The following is a 17,207-nucleotide window of genomic DNA, read 5'->3' as shown; positions in this document are numbered from 1 at the left end:
CATTCATGGTTCGAGACGCGCGAAGTCGCGCTCCTCACCATGAGGCGGAGCTTGTGGCGTCATGCGCAAACAAAAAAAGCCCCGCCCGGTGGGGGATGACCGGGGCGGGGCTTCTTCGCCCGGTCGCCATTCGCGGCGCCCGAACGAATCTTCTTTCAACGTGACGTGCTAGTCGACGACCTGCACGATGCGGCGTGAGCGCGGCTCCACCAGCACCGTCTGACCATTCACCACGGTGTAGCGATACGGCGTCGTCGCAACCGTCTGCGGCACGTCGTAATAGGTCACGCCGGCTTCTGGCAGCGTGGTGCCGACGACGATGCGATCGGGCACGGTGAAGGTCGGCACGCGTTCGCGCACCACATACTCACGGAATGCCGGACGCTCCTGCACAGTGATGCCATCGGGATCGTTGTTGTCGACGATGACGCGATCGCCGCCTGATACACCGACGGTGACGCCCTGAGCCTGCACGGCCAGCGGAGTGCTGAGCGCGCCGACAAGGGCCGCTGCTGCAATAAGTTTGTTTCGCATGATCGTCTCCTTCGTGAACGATGTCCGGCTTGCCGCGCCGGTCTGTGCCATCCAGCCTGGTTTGATTTATTCACCGTCCGCCAATGCATGCCGCCAGCGATCGTTCCGGAATTTTCCACGCGCAATTGCTGGTTTTTGATGCACTGCAGGCAGGTATGCGGGAACCCATTGATGGGCAGGGCGTCTTTATGCTGCTAAATCCCCGCGGCGCATCGCACCCGAATCGATTCCCTCACGGAGACACTTCATGGTCATCACGGCAGCTCACATCCAGCCGATTGTCGCGCTTATCGCTGGCGTTCTGATTTTGATCATGCCGCGGTTTCTCAATCTGGTGGTGGCGATCTATCTGATCTTCGTCGGACTGGCCGGACTCGGCGTCTTCAGGATGTTGAAGATCGGCTAAATTTCGACACGGCCGTTACCTACAGCGGTACCTCCGGGCTGCTTGCGCCACGTCCCTGAAACGTGGTGTAACGCGGCACATTTCCCTGTCGTTTCCTCTCGCGGATTGATTGAGAACCATGGCCAAAACCGCCTCGAAGTCCAAGAAAGCCCCTGCGAAGTCAAAGTTGTCCAAGGCTGCGCCCAAAGTAGCTTCGGTGGCCCGCAAGGCGCTTAAGAAGTCAGCTGCAAAACCTGCAGCAAAATCCGCGGCGAAGGCCAAAACGGCTGTGAAAGCAAAGGTTGCTCCGAAGCCTGTTGCAAAGGCTCCCGCATCCAAGAAGGCGGTTGTAGCCAAATCTTCTACAGCCAAGACTTCGGCGACCAAGGCCGTCAAGAAGGCCACCAGCAAGCCGGTGACCGACGTCATCAAGGCCGGCAAGTGGGTTTATTCGTTCGGCGGCGGCAAGGCCGAGGGCAAGGCTGGCCTGCGCGACCTGCTCGGCGGCAAGGGCGCGAACCTCGCCGAAATGGCCAATCTGGGCCTGCCGGTGCCTCCCGGCTTCACCATTCCGACCTCGGTCTGCACCTATTTCTACGCGAACGGCAAATCCTATCCGAAGGAATTGCAGTCGCAGGTGGAGAAGGCGCTCGAGGCTGTCGGCAAGATCACCGGCAAGGGCTTCGGCGACGAGAAAAACCCGCTGCTGGTTTCGGTGCGCTCCGGCGCCCGCGCCTCGATGCCGGGCATGATGGACACGGTCCTCAATCTCGGCCTCAACGACACCACGGTGGAAGCGCTGGCCGAACTGTCGGGCGACAAGCGCTTCGCCTATGACAGCTATCGCCGCTTCATCACCATGTATTCCGACGTGGTGCTCGGCTTCGAGCATCATCACTTCGAGGACATTCTCGACACCTACAAGGACAACAAGGGCTACACACTCGACACCGATCTCGATGGTGACGACTGGGTCAAGCTTGTCGGCCAGTACAAGGAAGCCGTCGCGCGCGAAACGGGGAAGGACTTCCCGCAGGATCCGCACGAGCAGCTCTGGGGCGCCGTCGGCGCCGTGTTCTCATCCTGGATGAATACCCGCGCGGTGACCTATCGCCGCCTGCACGATATCCCGGAGTCGTGGGGCACCGCCGTCAGCGTGCAGGCCATGGTGTTCGGCAATATGGGCGAGACCTCGGCCACCGGCGTTGCGTTCACGCGCAACCCGTCGACCGGCGAGAGCAAGCTGTATGGCGAATTCCTGATCAACGCGCAGGGCGAGGACGTGGTGGCGGGCATCCGCACGCCGCAGGACATCACCGAAGACGCACGGATCGAGAGCGGTTCGGACAAGGCGTCGATGGAAGCGGCGATGCCGGAGGCGTTCAAGGAATTGACGCGCATCTACACCCAGCTCGAGAAGCACTACCGCGACATGCAGGACATGGAGTTCACGGTCGAGCAGGGCCGGCTCTGGATGCTGCAGACCCGCAACGGCAAGCGTACTGCCAAGGCGTCGATCCGCATCGCGGTCGAACTCGCCAATGAAGGCGTGATCTCGCAGAAGGATGCGGTATCGCGCATCGATCCGGCGTCGCTGGATCAGCTCCTGCATCCGACCATCGATCCATCAGCCAATCGCGACGTCATCGCCACCGGCCTTCCGGCGTCGCCGGGCGCCGCATCGGGCGAGATCGTGTTCTCGTCGGACGAAGCCGCCAAGCTGCAGGCCGACGGCAAGAAGGTTATTCTTGTTCGCGTCGAAACCTCGCCGGAAGACATTCACGGCATGCACGCTGCCGAAGGCATTCTGACCACCCGCGGCGGCATGACCTCGCATGCGGCGGTGGTCGCGCGCGGCATGGGCAAGCCCTGCGTCTCCGGCTGCGGCACCGTCCGCGTCGACTACGGCCGCGGCACCATGTCGATCGGTGGCCGCGTCTTCAAGGCAGGCGACGTCATCACCATCGACGGTTCGGTTGGCCATGTGCTGTCCGGCCGCATGCCGATGATCGAGCCGGAACTGTCGGGCGAATTCGCAACGCTGATGGGCTGGGCCGACAAGGTCCGCAAGCTCAAGGTCCGCGTTAATGGCGACACGCCAGAAGATGCCCGCACCGCGATCAAGTATGGCGCGGAAGGCATCGGTCTGTGCCGTACCGAGCACATGTTCTTCGAAGAGACCCGCATCCGCACCGTGCGCGAGATGATCCTCGCCGAAGACGAGCAGGCCCGCCGCGCCGCGCTTGCCAAGCTGCTGCCGATGCAGCGCGCCGACTTCGTCGAACTGTTCGAAATCATGAAGGGCCTGCCCGTCACGATCCGTCTGCTCGATCCGCCGCTGCACGAATTCCTGCCGCACACCCAGGGTGAAGTCGAGGAAGTGGCCCGTGTCATGGGTACCGATCCGCGCAAGCTTGCGGACCGTGCGCGTGATCTCGCCGAGTTCAATCCGATGCTCGGCTTCCGCGGCGTACGCATCGCGATCGCCTATCCGGAAATCGCCGAGATGCAGGCGCGCGCGCTGTTCGAAGCCGCGATCGAAGCGGGCAAGCGCACTGGCGAACAGGTCGGCCTCGAAGTCATGGTGCCGCTGATCGTTACCAAGATGGAGTTCGATCTCATCAAGGCGCGCATCGATGCCACTGCGGTGTCGGTGATGAAGGAGACCGGCGGCAAGCTGAACTATTCGGTCGGTACCATGATCGAACTGCCGCGTGCCTGTCTGCTGGCCGGCGAGATTGCCGAGACCGCCGAGTTCTTCTCGTTCGGTACCAACGATCTCACGCAGACGACCTTCGGCATCAGCCGTGACGACGCCGCGAGCTTCCTCGGTACTTATATCGCCAAGGGCATTCTGCCCGTCGATCCGTTCATCACGGTCGACCGCAGCGGCGTCGGCGAACTGGTGAAGATCGGTGTCGCGCGTGGCCGCAAGACTCGCCCCGATATCAAGGTTGGTATCTGCGGCGAGCACGGCGGCGATCCGGCATCGGTAGCCTTCTGCCATGAGATCGGCCTCGACTACGTGTCGTGCTCGCCCTATCGCGTGCCGATCGCGCGTCTCGCTGCCGCACAGGCTGCGCTCGGCAAGGAAATTTCCAGCCAGGCGTAAGTGCTTCGCTGATTTCATGATCTGAAAAATGGCCGGGGAGTTCCCCGGCCATTTTTGTTCGAACTACACTGTCATTCCGGGGCGCGGTCGGCTCTTGCCGAACGCGAACCCGGAATCTCGATATGCTTTGCGCTGTCGAAGACTCTCATGTCGGGATTCCGGGTTCGGTCCCTTCGCCTTCGCCTACGGCTTCGGTTCCGCCCTCAGGCACACCAATTGGTGTGTCGGGGAATGACGAACGTGCGTCGAAATGGAACTCGCAAACATTTTCAGGCATCCGCGAATTTCTCTTCATCATCTTTGTCAACGCGATGTTTACTACTTTTGTGGAGCCGCGGTTTACCAAGGCTTTCGAATGATTTTGCGCTGCGCTCGTACAGCTTGCGTGTGGCGTCGTTGCATCGCCGATTAACTCCGCGGCAACTTTGATTCCGTACTAACGAAATAGATCGAAATGTACGGATGTGCAGATTAGTGCCGTGCAGGGCGATGCTGGTGTAAGCGTTGCGTGAGCGTATCGATGTTAGTACTGCGTAACCGGCCGAAGGGCGCGCGTGGCGCGTTCTTCGGCTTCGGTCTCTGCGTTTTCGCATTGGCCCCGACAGAATCTGGCTATCAGGACATCGCCTCGCTGCTGGCTCGCCAGCCGGGCGTGACCGAACGCTGGCAGAAGCGCGTGTTCGCGCCCGCCGTCTCCTCCATCCAGGTTGCGACATTCTCGTTCGGCCGCCCGATGGGCACGGCCTCGCGCAATCCGACTTTGCAACTCGCCAGCCTCGACAATTCCGGCATCGCCGCCAGCGGAGCGCTGACTGACATCACCGGTGCACTGACCCGCAATCCGCTGGCGCAGCCGCCCCGCCGCTATGAAGCTGCAGATTTTCCAAAAGTGGATCGCTCGCTGAAGGGCGATCGCCTGGCCATCCGCGCGCCGGAGACCGTGGTGCCTGATGAGCCAGCCAGACAGGATTCATTCGACGACAACAGATCGGTGATGGGCGCGAAGACCGTCGATGCACTGCCATCTGCGCAGCATGCGCCCCTCGATCCCGAACTCGATGAAGCGCTGCGTGCCCCGCCGCTTGCGCAATACGACGCATCGCAGTCCGTGCAGCCCACCGAGGACGCCAAGACCGATGCAGCGGTGATCCCCGTGGAGCCGGCGCCGGCCAAGGACGGCTTCTCGGTGAAGACCGCAAGCCTGTTTTTCGGTAGCTCGTCGCTTGGCGCATCGGTCGAGACAATGGAGCGCTGGCAGCCCGGCGAAGAGCCGACCATCGTAATGCCCGGCACAGCCGTGCCAGGCATGGCCATGCCGGGCTCAAGCCTCGACCCGGACATGAAGGCTACGGCGGTGGTGCCGAATGCGGCGATCAACCCGACCGACGGCGGCGAAAGCGTTGCAGGCAAGGGCGAGGTCAACAGCGCCAATCAGCGTGCGAAGACGCCGGCCGAACGTATGGGCCTCACCGAGCAGACCCGTGGCAAGCAGGAAAAATGTCTGACGGAAGCCATCTATTTCGAGGCCCGCGGCGAAGCGGTACGCGGCCAGATGGCGGTGGCGCAGGTGGTGATGAACCGCGTGTTCTCAGGCTTCTATCCGACAACCGTCTGCGGCGTCGTCTATCAGAACAAGCATCGCCGCCTGGCCTGCCAGTTCACCTTCGCCTGCGACGGCATTCCGGATGTCGTGAAAGAGCCCGATATGTGGGAGCGCGCCCGCAAGATCGCGAAGGCGACGCTGGATGGCCGGATCTGGCTGCCGGAAGTCGCGAAGTCCACACATTACCATGCCTATTGGGTGCATCCGTCCTGGGTCCGCGAGATGAAGAAGATGTACAAGACCGGCGTGCACTCCTTCTATCGCCCACGTAACTGGGGCGACGGCAGCGAAGCGCCGAGCTGGGGCACGGCGGCGCAGACGGCGGAAATCTCCGCCAAGCTCTCCGAAATCAAGCCGTAGCAGCCACGACTTTACCTCCGAGCCTGCCAAGAGCGATGCCATGCCCGGCATCGCTCTTTCCATTCCGGATTCCGCAGAATGTCATCCCGACCCTGGGCTGTGATGAGGTCCGCGTGGCCCTGCATCCCAGCAATGCATCCCCCGAAATCCCCATCAACGCCATTGGGATTTCCATGCGAATGCATTAATCTCCCGTCCAATCCGGACCGGGCCTGCGCTCTTGGGCCGGCTGAATTTTCAATCCGAATTTGATCCGGGGAAACGACATGGCGGCAATTGACGGCGCGACGCGCCCGGCATCTGGTTTTGGCTGGCGTACGCCGCTGGTGATCATCATCTGCGGATCGCTGATCGGCATGCTCACCTTCGGGCCGCGCTCCAGCGTCGGCTTCTTCATGCAGCCCTTCAGCCAGGAGTTCGGCTGGGGCCGTGACGTTTTCGCGCTCGCCTTCGCCGTGCAAAACCTGCTCTGGGGCATCGGCCAGCCTTTCGCCGGCGCAGTCGCCGACAAGTTCGGCAGCGTGCGCGTGATCTGCGTCGGCGCCTTCCTCTATGCGGCTGGTTTGCTGATGATGCGTTATTCCTCGACACCGCTCGAGCTGAATATCAGCGCTGGACTGCTGATCGGTTTTGGCCTGTCGGGTTGCTCGTTCAATCTGGTGCTGTCCGCCTTCGGCAAACTGGTGCCGCCGGAATGGCGCGGCATCGCGCTCGGCGCCGGCACCGCCGCAGGCTCGTTCGGCCAGTTCATCTTTGCGCCTTTCACAGTGGCGATGATCGACAACACCGGCTGGCAGGCGACGCTCACCGTGTTCGCGGTGCTGATGTTGCTGGTGATCCCGTTGTCGCTTGCCTTGGCGACTCCGACCGCGAGTGCCGCGTCCGCCGACGCGCCGGTGGCGCAGAAGCAGTCGTTCAAGAGCGCACTCACGGAAGCCTTCGGCCATCGCTCCTATGTGCTCCTGGTGCTGGGCTTCTTCACCTGTGGCTTCCAGCTCGCTTTCATCACCATGCATCTGCCGGCCTATCTGGTTGATCGCGGCTTGCCCGCGGCTGTGGGCGGCTGGGTGATTGCCATCATCGGCCTGTTCAACATCATCGGCTCGCTGACGGTCGGTTATGTGCAGGGCAAGCTGCCGAAGCGCTACATCCTCTCCTTCATCTACTTCACCCGCGCGCTGGCGACGGTGGCCTTTATCATGCTGCCGCTGACGACCACCTCGGCGCTCGTCTTCGGCGCCATCAGCGGGCTTGCCTGGCTCTCCACCGTACCGCCGACATCAAGCCTGGTGTCGCTGATGTTCGGCACGCGCTGGTTGGCCACGCTGTATGGCTTTGCCTTCTTCAGCCATCAGGTCGGTGGCTTCCTTGGCGCGTGGCTGGGCGGTGTCGTGTTCGACAAGTTCGGCTCCTACACGCCGGTGTGGTGGCTGTCGGTGCTGTTCGGTGTGTTGTCGGCGCTGATCAACCTGCCGATCGTGGAAGAGCCCGTGAAGCGTCCGATTGCACAGCCGGCGTGATCTGCATTTCCCGGCGTTGACTCGCTGACCTCGAGCGATGAAAATTGATATCGGCCGTTCCAACCGGAGCGGCCTTCGTTCTCAGGGCGGGGTGAAAATCCCCACCGGCGGTAATCGGGCGCAAGCCCGGAAGCCCGCGAGCGCCTGACGGGTCATACCGTCAGGGTCAGCAGATCCGGTGCGATGCCGGAGCCGACGGTCATAGTCCGGATGAAAGAGAACGGGTATGCGCACGGACTCCGCTTCGGCGGATGCTCGGCGTGTGACCGTACGTCCTGATTCTGGTCTCAAACCGCGAGAGCATCCATGAATCAGCCTGTGATGAACTTCAAAACTTCCACTTCCGTAAATCTTGCACCATCGACCGGGCGGATCGCCTTCATCCAGTCGTGCTGGCACAAAGATATCGTCGATCAATGCCGTGTCGGCTTCACAGCCGAACTTGCGCGGCAAGGCGTGCCCGACAGCCAGATCGATATCTTCGAAGTCCCCGGCGCCTTCGAAATTCCGTTGCAGGCCAAATTGCTGGCGCGCACCGGGCGCTATGTCGCGATCGTCGCCACCGGGCTCATCGTGGACGGTGGCATCTATCGCCATGAATTCGTCTCTGAGGCGGTGATCAGCGGGTTGATGCGGGTGCAGCTCGACAGCGAGGTGCCGGTGATCTCGGCGGTGCTGACGCCGCAGCATTTCCACGAGCACGCCGAGCACGTCAGATTCTTCCGCGAGCATTTCGTTGTGAAGGGCACCGAGGCAGCGACGGCCTGTGCGGCGACCATCGCCAATATTGCGGCGACCCGGCAACTGGCCGCCTGATCGCCGCAACACCGCGTTATGCCGCCATGGCCGGGCAGAGCTGCAGAGCTCCTGCCCGGCTGGCGCGGGTGGCGTTTCCCGCAACGGCGCGGCATAATTCGGCAACAGAAATCACAAGCAAAAACTCGGGAGTGGCGTGTTGGGAACGTTCAAGGCTGTCCGCATCGACAAGGCTGACAAAGGCACCACGGTTGCGCTGACGCAGTTCGACGAAGCCGAATTGATGGACGGCGATGTCACCGTGCGGGTCGAATGGTCCACGGTGAATTACAAGGACGGCCTCGCCGTCACCGGCAAGGCGCCGGTGGTGAGGCGTTTTCCCATGATCGCCGGCATCGATTTCGCCGGCACGGTGGAAGCCTCATCCAATCCGAACTGGAAGCCCGGCGATAAGGTGATCGGCAATGGCTGGGGCATGGGCGAAACCCATCTCGGCGCCTATGCCGAAAAGACCCGCGTGAAAGGCGACTGGCTGGTGCGGCTGCCGGCCGGCATGACCACCCGCGACGCCATGGCGGTCGGCACCGCCGGCTACACCGCCATGCTGAGCGTGCTGGCGCTGGAGAAGCACGGGCTGAAGCCGGCCGATGGGCCGATCGTCGTGACGGGGGCTGCCGGCGGCGTCGGCTCGGTGGCCATCGCCGTGCTGTCGAAGCTCGGTTACCAGGTCATCGCCTCGACCGGCCGGACCTCGGAGGAGGGCTATCTCAAGGGCCTCGGCGCCAGCGAGATCATCGACCGCAACGAGCTGTCCGGCCCGGCCAAACCGCTGGCCAAGGAGCGCTGGGCGGGCGGCATCGACAGCGTCGGTTCGACCACCCTGGCGAATCTCCTGTCGATGACCAAGTATCGCGGCGCTGTCGCCGCCTGCGGTCTCGCAGCCGGCATGGACCTGCCATCTTCGGTTGCACCCTTCATTTTACGCGGCGTGTGTCTTCTCGGCATCGATTCTGTCATGTGCCCGATCGAGCTGCGGCAGCAGGCCTGGGCACGGCTGGCGACGGATCTGGATCACACAAAACTCGCTGAAATCACTCAGGAAATTCCGCTGGACCAGGTGATTGAGGCCGGCGCCAAAGTGCTGGCCGGGCAGGTCCGCGGGCGAATCGTGGTAAAGATCGGCTAACGACGTTCAGACTTTACCAACCAACCTGCTCCATTGTTGCCACGGTTGGTATGGTAAGCAGCGGGTAAAGACATCAGGCGGTCATCCGCGCTCGGTTGTTCGGAGTATCCTATGGTTGCGCGTTATGTGTTGGGAGCGGTGCTTGCCGCCACGGTGGCGACCCCCGCGCTGGCTGGGTCGATGACGGCCGAAGAGGCCCGCAAGTTTGTTGCCGGCAAGGTCTTTGCCTTTACCTGTTTCGACGGCACCCGCGGCGCAGGCCGCGTGTTCGACGATGGCGGTGCGGCGGGCGCTGTGCAGTTCTCGGGCTCGGGTCCGGCGCGCAACATGCGCCTGCCGGGCAATACGCTGCAGGTCCGCGGCGAGGCCATTTGCGCCTCGATCAAGGGCATCCCGTTCGAGCCGTGCTTCAATCTCAACAAGAATGACGAGCGCAGCTTCCGTGGCTCGGTTTCCGGCATGGGCTTCGCGTATTGCGATTTCCGCCACCAGGGCGGCCGCGGCCAGATGCTGATGGCCCGCTCGCTGTCGGCCCCGCGCTCGCTGCGCGCGCCGTCCACCACCCGTTCGGCCGATGCTTCCGCTGGCGCCGACAACACCGTGACCCGCGTCTCGACCCCGCGCGTCGAGAGCAGCAAGATCGACGCCGTCGGATCGATCAAGTCCGAGCCGGCCAAGGAAATTGCCAAGACGCCGGAGCCGGAAAAGACCGAAGCGCTCGAACTGCGCAAATCCACCAACTGAGACGAGTCTTAGGCGTGGCGACCCCAAGGTCCTTTGAGCGGGCCCTGTAGCGGCTCCTGCGCGCTGCCTGTAGGCGATTTGCCGTTGCTCCATGGGCCGGAGCGCGGTGGCAGCGGCGACGTGTCGTCGGCCGCTCCGGGCGCATCCGTATCGGACGGCAGTGCCATCCGGCCGGGATCGTGACCGCCGGCGAATTTCACCAGTGCAGCCACCCGCGAATCCACTGACGGATGTGTGGCGAACAGGTCGGCAAAACCCTCGCGGGGATTGTCGATGCACATCTCCATGACGGCCGATGTCGCGCCGGGCAGTTCGCCGCGATTCTCGATCTTGCGCAGCGCCGAGATCATGGCGTCGGGATTCTTGGTCAGCTCCACCGAACCTGCGTCGGCCAGCAGTTCGCGCGAGCGTGACAGTGCGAAGCGCACCACCAGCGACAGCGCCCAGGCCAGCGCGATCAGTGCCACGGCGATGATGATCACGAACACCGCACCGCCACCGGAGCCTTTGCTGTCGCTGTCAGACGAGGAAGACGATCGCGACGATCGGCTGCCGCCGAAGCGGAAACCGGAATTGATGAATATCCGGAAGAACAATTCAGCCGCAAAGCCGACCACGCCGGCGATAATCACGGCAACCACCATCAGTTGCACGTCGCCGTTGCGGATATGCGTCAGCTCGTGGCCGAGCACCGCTTCCATCTCGTCATCGTTGAGCGCGCGCAGGAGGCCCGTCGTGACCGTGACGGAATATTGCCTGGGGTTCAGGCCGGTGGCGAAGGCGTTCAGCGCATCAGAGTCCATCACCTTCAGCTTCGGCATGGGTATGCCGCGCGAGATGCAGAGGTTTTCAAGGAGATTATAGAGCCGCGGCTGCTCCTGCCGCGTGACGCTTTCGCTGCCGGTGATGCTGTCGATCATCTTTTGATGACCGAAATAGGCGATGACGATCCACAGCACCGCGCCGATAGTAGCGAAGGGAAGCGCCTTGATCAGGTCGCGCGTTGCAGCATTGATGTAATAGGCAACCGAGCCATTGCTGTTAACGGCCACCTCGCCGATCAGGGCGCCGGCGAACACCATCACGTAAATCAGCAGGAACAATCCCGCGAGCAGCAGCATCGAACGCGTCTTGTTCGAGGCTATATGCGTATAGAGACCATAGGCGGCCATGATGCAGTCCTAGGATTCACTATCAGCCGTCATTGCGAGGAGCTCTTGCGACGAAGCAATCCAGTCTTCGCTTATAGCTTTCTGGATTGCTTCGCTGCGCTCGCAATGACGTGGAGGGGCATGTGTTCTGGGTCTGAGGATCAGAACTTGACCTGCGGCACGGCTTCGACCTCCTTGCGGGTCTCGCCGAGATCGAAGAACTCCTTCGGGTGGAAGCCGAACGTGCCGGCGAACAGCGCCGCGGGCATCTGCTGGATGCCGGTGTTGTATTCGGACACGGCATTGTTGAAGAAGCGGCGCGACGCCGCGATCTTGTTCTCGATGTCCGAGAGTTCGCTCTGCAACTGCTGGAAATTCGTATTGGCCTTGAGGTCCGGATAGGCTTCGGACAGTGCAATCAGCCGGCCGAGGGCGCCGGAGAGCTGGTTTTCCGCGGCGCCGACCTGCGCCGGGCCCTGTGCATTCATCGCCGAATTGCGCGCTTTGATGACGTCGTCGAGCGTGCCGCGCTCATGCGCCGCATAGCCCTTCACGGTCTCGATCAGGTTCGGGATCAGGTCGTGGCGCTGCTTGAGCTGCACGTCGATATCGGCAAAGGACTGGTTAACCCGCTGGCTCAGCGCCACCAGCCGGTTATAGGCAGCAAATGCCAGGAAGACGAGGACAACGATGACGCCAAGAACGATCCAGCCGGTCGACATGTAAGAACCCCCAAAAGAAACCATCAAACCCAAAGCCTAGCCGATCATGCGGCCGCAGAGCAGGGGCCGCAGGCACGTCGCGGCACGGATTGGTCGCCGCGAGGGTGGAATACGTTCAAGGTGGCGAGGCGAAGAGGTCACCGCAGAACCTGCATGGCATGCGTGCAAACCAGAAGTGTTGCAACGTTGCATCATTGCATCGGTCTTCGAGACTTTTGCGCTCAATGCCTGCGGGTTAGCGCGCATGCGCCATTCGTCATCCAACCGTCATGCGCAAAACCTAATGAAATCCTAACCTTTGGGCTGGGGAATGAACTGTGATGTTGGAATGGCGTAACGGCGCGAGCCGGCTTGCGATGGGCGTTGTTGTGGCGGCGCTGTTCGCGCCGATGACGGCGGAGGCGACGGACTATGTGGTGAATCCGGGCGCGCCGGACACAACCCAGAAGACGCTCACCACGACCGACACGCTGACCGTCAATAGTGGTGGCACGCTGTCGACGACCGGCGCTGTGTCCGTGATCTGGAATGGCTCGTCCAACACTGTTATCAATTCCGGCACCATCGCCGCCACAGGTGCCCGCGCCGTTAATTCAACGGGGGCGACCACGTCACGCACCTTTACGTTCTTGAACAATATCGGTGCGGTCTTGAGTTCGTCGTCCGACGACGCATTCCGGATCAGCACGGTGCTCACGAGCGGCACCATTCTTCTCGACAATGCCGGTCTCATCCAGGCAGGCGGCACCGGCTTTGCGGCGCTGGGCAATGCAGTCGATATCCGGCCGGTTGCAAACAACGGCGTCACCATCACCGTCATCAATCGCGCGACAGGCATTATCGAAGCGACGACGACCGATGCCGTGCGCCCAGGACAGAATGCAACGGTCCAGAATTTCGGAATCATCCGCAGCTTTGGAGCGAATACGGGCAGCGGCGCTGATATTTCCGATGCGATCGATGCGGGCAATCTGACCGGCGTCAAGGTCATCAACTCCGGAAGCGGACTCATTTCGGGCGCGCGGCACGGCGTGAATGCCGGTGTCGACATCAATGTCGTCAACGACGCGGGCGCGACGATCATCGGTCGCAACGGCTCGGGCGTCGGCTCAGATGGCACCGGCACTGTGTTCAACTACGGGCGGATCACGGGCGCCTATGCCGGCGCCGGCAATATCTTCACCAATGCCGGGGTTGCGTCGCTCAACGGCGATGGTGACGGCGTTGATATCGACCTCGCGGCAACCATCACCAATTACGGCATTATCGAAGGTACCGGTGCCGGTGGTTTCGACAACAACGGTCGCGCCAACAACAGCGAAGGCCTGTCGATCGGCGGTGGTACCGTCACCAACTTCGGTACAATCAGCGGCGCGTCCTACGGCATCGTTGTGAACAATGATTCCAACGCTGATGGGACGCGGAGCGGCGTGGCGGCGACGACCATCATCAACAATGTCGGCGGAACGATTATCGGCCAGAATGGCTACGCGATCCGTCTGGAAAACAAGAGCACGGCAACGCCGGCAATCAATAACGACGCGATCGTCAACTACGGCACCATCATCGGCAACGGTGCGATCCCTGATCCGAACGCGATCGTGTTGATGAATACGGGCGTGGCAGATCCCAATTCCGTCGGTACGCTGAACGGCGTGACTTACACCGGCACGGGCTCCGCTCGTTTCATCCGCGGCGATGGTTCCGCGATCCAGATGGGCGAAGGCAACGACGTGCTGACCAATTACGGCACCATCATCGGCAACAACGGCCGCGCCGTGAACATGGAAGGCGGCAACGACACCGTCAACATCATGAAGGGCTCGCGCATCGTTGGTCTGGTCGATGGCGGTGTCGGCACCGACACGCTGAACTACAACAAAGCGGGCCTCACCGACGCCAAGCGCGCTGCGCTGCAAGCCGGTCAGACCGTGAATATCGGCGGTACACTCTATACGTCGTTCGAGGTGATCACCGGAACGTCGTCTTCGTTCGCGTCCTTTGCCAGCGCGGGCTCGCTCGGCGTCGCCTCGCTGTTCGACAATCTGCCGGCCACCGCCACCAGCAGTGCGGTGGTCAATCTGCTCGACAGCGTTGCCAGTTCGGCAGATGTCGGCGCGGCGCTGGCGCAGCTCACGCCCGCGGCCTATCAGGGCCTCGGCCGCATGACCATGAATGACGCGTTCCAGACGACCTCGCTGGTCGGCCAACACCTGACGCAGAACCGCCTTGGCGGCCTCGGCACCGACATGTCCGGCGTCGGCAATGCGCTGGCGATGTTCGATGGCGGCATGTTCGACAAGAATTTCAGTGCGGATCGTGCGCTGGCCGCGGTGACGTCATTCCCTGGCAGCGCAAGTTCTGCGCTGGCCGATGCCGGCTGGGGCGGTAATGCGGCCGATGCGATGGCCTATGCGCCGGTGACCAAGGCTCTGCCGGGTCTGCGCCCGGTCGCCGTCGCTGCCGAACAGGGCCTGTTCATCACGTCGGGCGCGAGCTTCGCCCGCGAAGGCGCACGCACTGACGCGCCGGGCTTCAAGTCGAACACCGTCAACGTGCTCGCCGGCTACGACCGGCGCATCACGGACAGCATCGTCGCCGGCGTGTTCGGTGGCTACGCGCTGACCCGCGGCGATATCGATAACGTCGGCAGCCACACCAAGATCTCGACCGGGACCATCGGCGGCTATGGCACCTATCAGGCGCCCGGCTGGTTCGCGACCGCCATGGGCCTCTATGGCTTCAGCGATTACGACACCACGCGCGTGGCGGTCGGCACGACGAACACCGCGGCGTTCAGCGGCGATCACTATGCGATCCGCGGCACGGTGGGCACCGACCTGCGCGTCAGCGGCTGGGTCGTCACACCGGAGATCGGCCTGCAATATACGCGGGTGATGACCGATGGCTTCGCCGAACGCGGCGGTGCGGCGGCCCTCGTGGTCGGCTCGGACAGTTCGGAATCGCTGCGCTCCAGCGTCGGCGCACGCTTCGCCTATGATTACGCGGTGAACGGCGGCGTGCTGACGCCGGAATTGCGGCTGGCCTGGCTGCATGAATTCAGCGACGGCGTGCGCGGCATCAATGCGAGCTTCGCCGATACGACACTGCCGGGCTCGTTCATCACCGCGACCGGCAGCGCGCTGCGCGATCGCGGCGTGATCGGTGCCGGCCTGTCCGGCAGGCTGGCACCGCTCACGGTACTGTCGGTGAACTATGATGCGATCGTCGGCAGCAATGACGCCGTCGCGCATCAGGTGATGGGCCGCATCCGGCATTCGTTCTGAGAGCGGGCTATCCGCAGGAAAACGAGATTCGCAAATACCGAATGTAGGTGAGGGCGGTGCCATGCCCCTCACCCGACATCCGCGCTACGCGCGCATGTCGACCTCTCCCCGCGCAGAGCGGGGAGAGGTAAGCACGGCGCCACCTTCCTTAACCTCGCCCCGCTTTTTGCGGGGAGAGGTCGACCGGCGAAGCGCAGCGAAGCCGGTCGGGTGAGGGGCCTTGCAGTGAGCTAGCCGCAATCTCGCGACTAGCGGGTCGTTCCAGCGCAGAAGCCGCTTACGGCTTCGCCATATGCCAGGCGCCGTTCAGGAAGCCGTCGCCATTGGTGTCGCCGGCGGCGGTGTCCTTCTTGAAAGTGTAGAGCGGCTTGCCTTTATAGGCCCACATCTTCTTGCCGTCGTCGCGCACGACGATGGTCATGTCGGCACTCGGCTTGGCATCGTCCACCGCGAACAGCGGCGGCCAGTTTTCGGCACAGGGGCCGTTGCAGGCTGACTTGCCACCGGCGTCCTTGTCGAAGGTGTAGAGTGTCATGCCCTTGGCATCGACGAAGGTCTTTCCCTTGGCGGTGTCGGCGGTCTTCAGCATCTGCGCCGAGGCGGCGCTTGAGGCGAGCATGAGAGTCAGAGCCGCGAGGGCGGCGAATGATTTGGTCATTGCAGCGTTACTCCTGATGATTGGGCGACGCAGTCGCGTCAGGAGAACAAACGCCAGCTGTAGAGAATTATTCCATGGATGATGTCGGTGAATCGAAAACCGCATCGCCCCAATCGAGCTTGCGGAACTTTGCATACTTCGCCTTGTCGCGGCGCGGTGCGTTTGCGGCGATAACGCCTGCATCTGTGCAGAGTTTTGCCGTAATCGCGATCTTTGTCGTTACCGGTTGCGTCAGCACGCGCGACGGCCGCTGCGCGACAGGCGTACGCGACAGCGCGACGTAAATAAATTTCTCGTCCTCATAGGGAAGTTCTGCGGATTTGAGTTGTTTATGCACACGGGACCGCTGCAGCCGCTGGCTGAAGTGGCACCAGTCCGGCTTCACCAGCGGACATGCATCGTCATGCGGGCAGGGCGCGATCACATGCGCGCCGTTCTTGATGAGCTGTGCACGCGCATCGAGAATGCGTTGATAGCCCGACGGCGTGCCGGGCTCGACGATAACAAGCGTATCATTCGTCTTCGTCCACATCGCCGCGACGAGTTTTGTCCGCGCGAGATCGTTGAGTTCGTTGATGACATAGCTCGCGATGACGAGATCGGCGGATGGGGCATTGGCGATTGTCGCGGCAGCGTCGCCGAGCGTGTAGTTCATCGCGGGGATGCGGTGGCTGTCCTGCGCCAGACCGAGCGCAAGCGTGCGCAGAGCGGGATTGGCATCGAGCAGCGTGAACGCATTGAGCGACGCGAAGGCTTCGGCGCAGGCCCATGTCGCCGTTCCCGGTCCGGCGCCGCAATCGAGCAGCGTGATCGGTGCGAAGTCCGGTCGTGTCTCCTGCAGCGCATTGAGGCTGGCGATGACCGCCGCATAGGTCGCCGGCATGCGGGCGAGCGCATAGGCCAACGCGTCGCTCTCGCTACGGATGGTCGTCGAGCCGCCGCCAGAGCGATAGGTCTGCGAGATTGCATCGGAGCGCGCAGCCGCGTCATTGCGCGAGAAGCCGTGCAGGCGGGCGTTGAGGGCCGCGGTGAGTTCGGCGGGGAGATCGGGTGCGGTCATAACTCAAGCGCGCCCTTTCTTATCCCTCCCCCTTGCGGGGAGGGTGGCCGCGCGTAGCGCGGTCGGGTGGGGGTGCCACATACTCAGCGGCGCGTGGGGCACCCCCACCCCGGCCTCCACTTCGTTCGG

General features: G+C 62.6%; 13 protein-coding genes and 1 riboswitch. Of the genes, 8 read left to right on the top strand and 5 right to left on the bottom strand.

Annotation, left to right across the window (positions count from 1 at the left end; genetic code table 11):
- Positions 1-168 precede the first annotated feature (168 nt).
- Complete coding sequence (locus CHC01_RS03375; RefSeq protein ID WP_089263628.1) at positions 169-534, bottom strand: DUF1236 domain-containing protein; 366 nt, start codon at positions 532-534, stop codon at positions 169-171.
- 247 nt (positions 535-781) lie between these two features.
- Here CHC01_RS03375 and CHC01_RS03370 point away from each other — a divergent pair, with 247 nt between their 5' ends.
- The 7 genes from CHC01_RS03370 to CHC01_RS03340 all read left to right on the top strand — a co-directional run bounded on the left by CHC01_RS03370 (position 782) and on the right by CHC01_RS03340 (position 10,200).
- A complete protein-coding gene (locus tag CHC01_RS03370) occupies positions 782-940 on the top strand; it encodes a DUF3096 domain-containing protein (protein WP_089262456.1) in 159 nt (52 codons plus the stop codon).
- Between the two features lie 118 nt (positions 941-1,058).
- A complete protein-coding gene (gene ppdK, locus CHC01_RS03365) occupies positions 1,059-4,031 on the top strand; it encodes a pyruvate, phosphate dikinase (RefSeq protein ID WP_170849757.1) in 2,973 nt (990 codons plus the stop codon).
- A gap of 520 nt (positions 4,032-4,551) precedes the next feature.
- Entirely contained in the window at positions 4,552-5,994 is a 1,443-nt protein-coding gene (locus tag CHC01_RS03360) for a cell wall hydrolase (RefSeq protein WP_089262452.1), read from the top strand.
- 266 nt (positions 5,995-6,260) lie between these two features.
- Positions 6,261-7,514, top strand: coding sequence for an MFS transporter (locus tag CHC01_RS03355; RefSeq protein ID WP_089262451.1), 1,254 nt, complete (start codon positions 6,261-6,263; stop codon positions 7,512-7,514).
- Positions 7,515-7,587: 73 nt separating this feature from the next.
- Positions 7,588-7,740, top strand: a riboswitch (FMN riboswitch).
- 80 nt (positions 7,741-7,820) lie between these two features.
- A complete protein-coding gene (locus tag CHC01_RS03350) occupies positions 7,821-8,330 on the top strand; it encodes a 6,7-dimethyl-8-ribityllumazine synthase (protein ID WP_089262449.1) in 510 nt (169 codons plus the stop codon).
- A gap of 139 nt (positions 8,331-8,469) precedes the next feature.
- Entirely contained in the window at positions 8,470-9,456 is a 987-nt protein-coding gene (acuI, locus tag CHC01_RS03345) for an acrylyl-CoA reductase (NADPH) (protein ID WP_089262447.1), read from the top strand.
- 111 nt (positions 9,457-9,567) lie between these two features.
- Positions 9,568-10,200, top strand: a complete 633-nt coding sequence (locus tag CHC01_RS03340) for a hypothetical protein (RefSeq protein ID WP_089262445.1) — start codon at positions 9,568-9,570, stop codon at positions 10,198-10,200.
- Positions 10,201-10,208: 8 nt separating this feature from the next.
- Here CHC01_RS03340 and CHC01_RS03335 read toward each other — a convergent pair whose 3' ends face one another.
- Positions 10,209-11,372, bottom strand: a complete 1,164-nt coding sequence (locus CHC01_RS03335; RefSeq protein WP_089262443.1) for a M48 family metallopeptidase — start codon at positions 11,370-11,372, stop codon at positions 10,209-10,211.
- A 140-nt stretch (positions 11,373-11,512) separates the two neighbouring features.
- Positions 11,513-12,073, bottom strand: a complete 561-nt coding sequence (locus tag CHC01_RS03330) for a LemA family protein (protein ID WP_089262441.1) — start codon at positions 12,071-12,073, stop codon at positions 11,513-11,515.
- 320 nt (positions 12,074-12,393) lie between these two features.
- Between CHC01_RS03330 and CHC01_RS03325 the strand changes: the two genes are divergently transcribed.
- A complete protein-coding gene (locus CHC01_RS03325) occupies positions 12,394-15,360 on the top strand; it encodes an autotransporter outer membrane beta-barrel domain-containing protein (protein WP_089262439.1) in 2,967 nt (988 codons plus the stop codon).
- Positions 15,361-15,637: 277 nt separating this feature from the next.
- Here the strand turns inward: CHC01_RS03325 and CHC01_RS03320 are convergent, their stop codons facing one another.
- On the bottom strand, positions 15,638-16,018 hold the full coding sequence (locus tag CHC01_RS03320) for a COG4315 family predicted lipoprotein (protein ID WP_089262437.1): 381 nt from the start codon (positions 16,016-16,018) through the stop codon (positions 15,638-15,640).
- Positions 16,019-16,085: 67 nt separating this feature from the next.
- A complete protein-coding gene (locus CHC01_RS03315; RefSeq protein ID WP_089262435.1) occupies positions 16,086-17,078 on the bottom strand; it encodes a small ribosomal subunit Rsm22 family protein in 993 nt (330 codons plus the stop codon).
- Positions 17,079-17,207: the final 129 nt, after the last annotated feature.

The organism is Tardiphaga sp. OK246 (assembly GCF_900188215.1).
GTDB classification, from domain to species: Bacteria; Pseudomonadota; Alphaproteobacteria; order Rhizobiales; family Xanthobacteraceae; genus Tardiphaga; species Tardiphaga robiniae.
The sequence above is the reverse complement of the archived record's forward strand: the minus strand, read 5'-3'. Positions and strand labels throughout refer to the sequence as shown.

Excerpts from the sequence above, each read along its gene's own strand:
- CHC01_RS03375 (WP_089263628.1), bottom strand. The coding sequence starts at position 534 with ATGCGAAACAAACTTATTGCAGCAGCGGCCCTTGTCGGCGCGCTCAGC.
- CHC01_RS03370 (WP_089262456.1), top strand. The coding sequence starts at position 782 with ATGGTCATCACGGCAGCTCACATCCAGCCGATTGTCGCGCTTATCGCT.
- ppdK (WP_170849757.1), top strand. The coding sequence starts at position 1,059 with ATGGCCAAAACCGCCTCGAAGTCCAAGAAAGCCCCTGCGAAGTCAAAG.
- CHC01_RS03360 (WP_089262452.1), top strand. The coding sequence starts at position 4,552 with ATGTTAGTACTGCGTAACCGGCCGAAGGGCGCGCGTGGCGCGTTCTTC.
- CHC01_RS03355 (WP_089262451.1), top strand. The coding sequence starts at position 6,261 with ATGGCGGCAATTGACGGCGCGACGCGCCCGGCATCTGGTTTTGGCTGG.
- CHC01_RS03350 (WP_089262449.1), top strand. The coding sequence starts at position 7,821 with ATGAATCAGCCTGTGATGAACTTCAAAACTTCCACTTCCGTAAATCTT.
- CHC01_RS03340 (WP_089262445.1), top strand. The coding sequence starts at position 9,568 with ATGGTTGCGCGTTATGTGTTGGGAGCGGTGCTTGCCGCCACGGTGGCG.
- CHC01_RS03335 (WP_089262443.1), bottom strand. The coding sequence starts at position 11,372 with ATGGCCGCCTATGGTCTCTATACGCATATAGCCTCGAACAAGACGCGT.
- CHC01_RS03330 (WP_089262441.1), bottom strand. The coding sequence starts at position 12,073 with ATGTCGACCGGCTGGATCGTTCTTGGCGTCATCGTTGTCCTCGTCTTC.
- CHC01_RS03325 (WP_089262439.1), top strand. The coding sequence starts at position 12,394 with ATGTTGGAATGGCGTAACGGCGCGAGCCGGCTTGCGATGGGCGTTGTT.
- CHC01_RS03320 (WP_089262437.1), bottom strand. The coding sequence starts at position 16,018 with ATGACCAAATCATTCGCCGCCCTCGCGGCTCTGACTCTCATGCTCGCC.
- CHC01_RS03315 (WP_089262435.1), bottom strand. The coding sequence starts at position 17,078 with ATGACCGCACCCGATCTCCCCGCCGAACTCACCGCGGCCCTCAACGCC.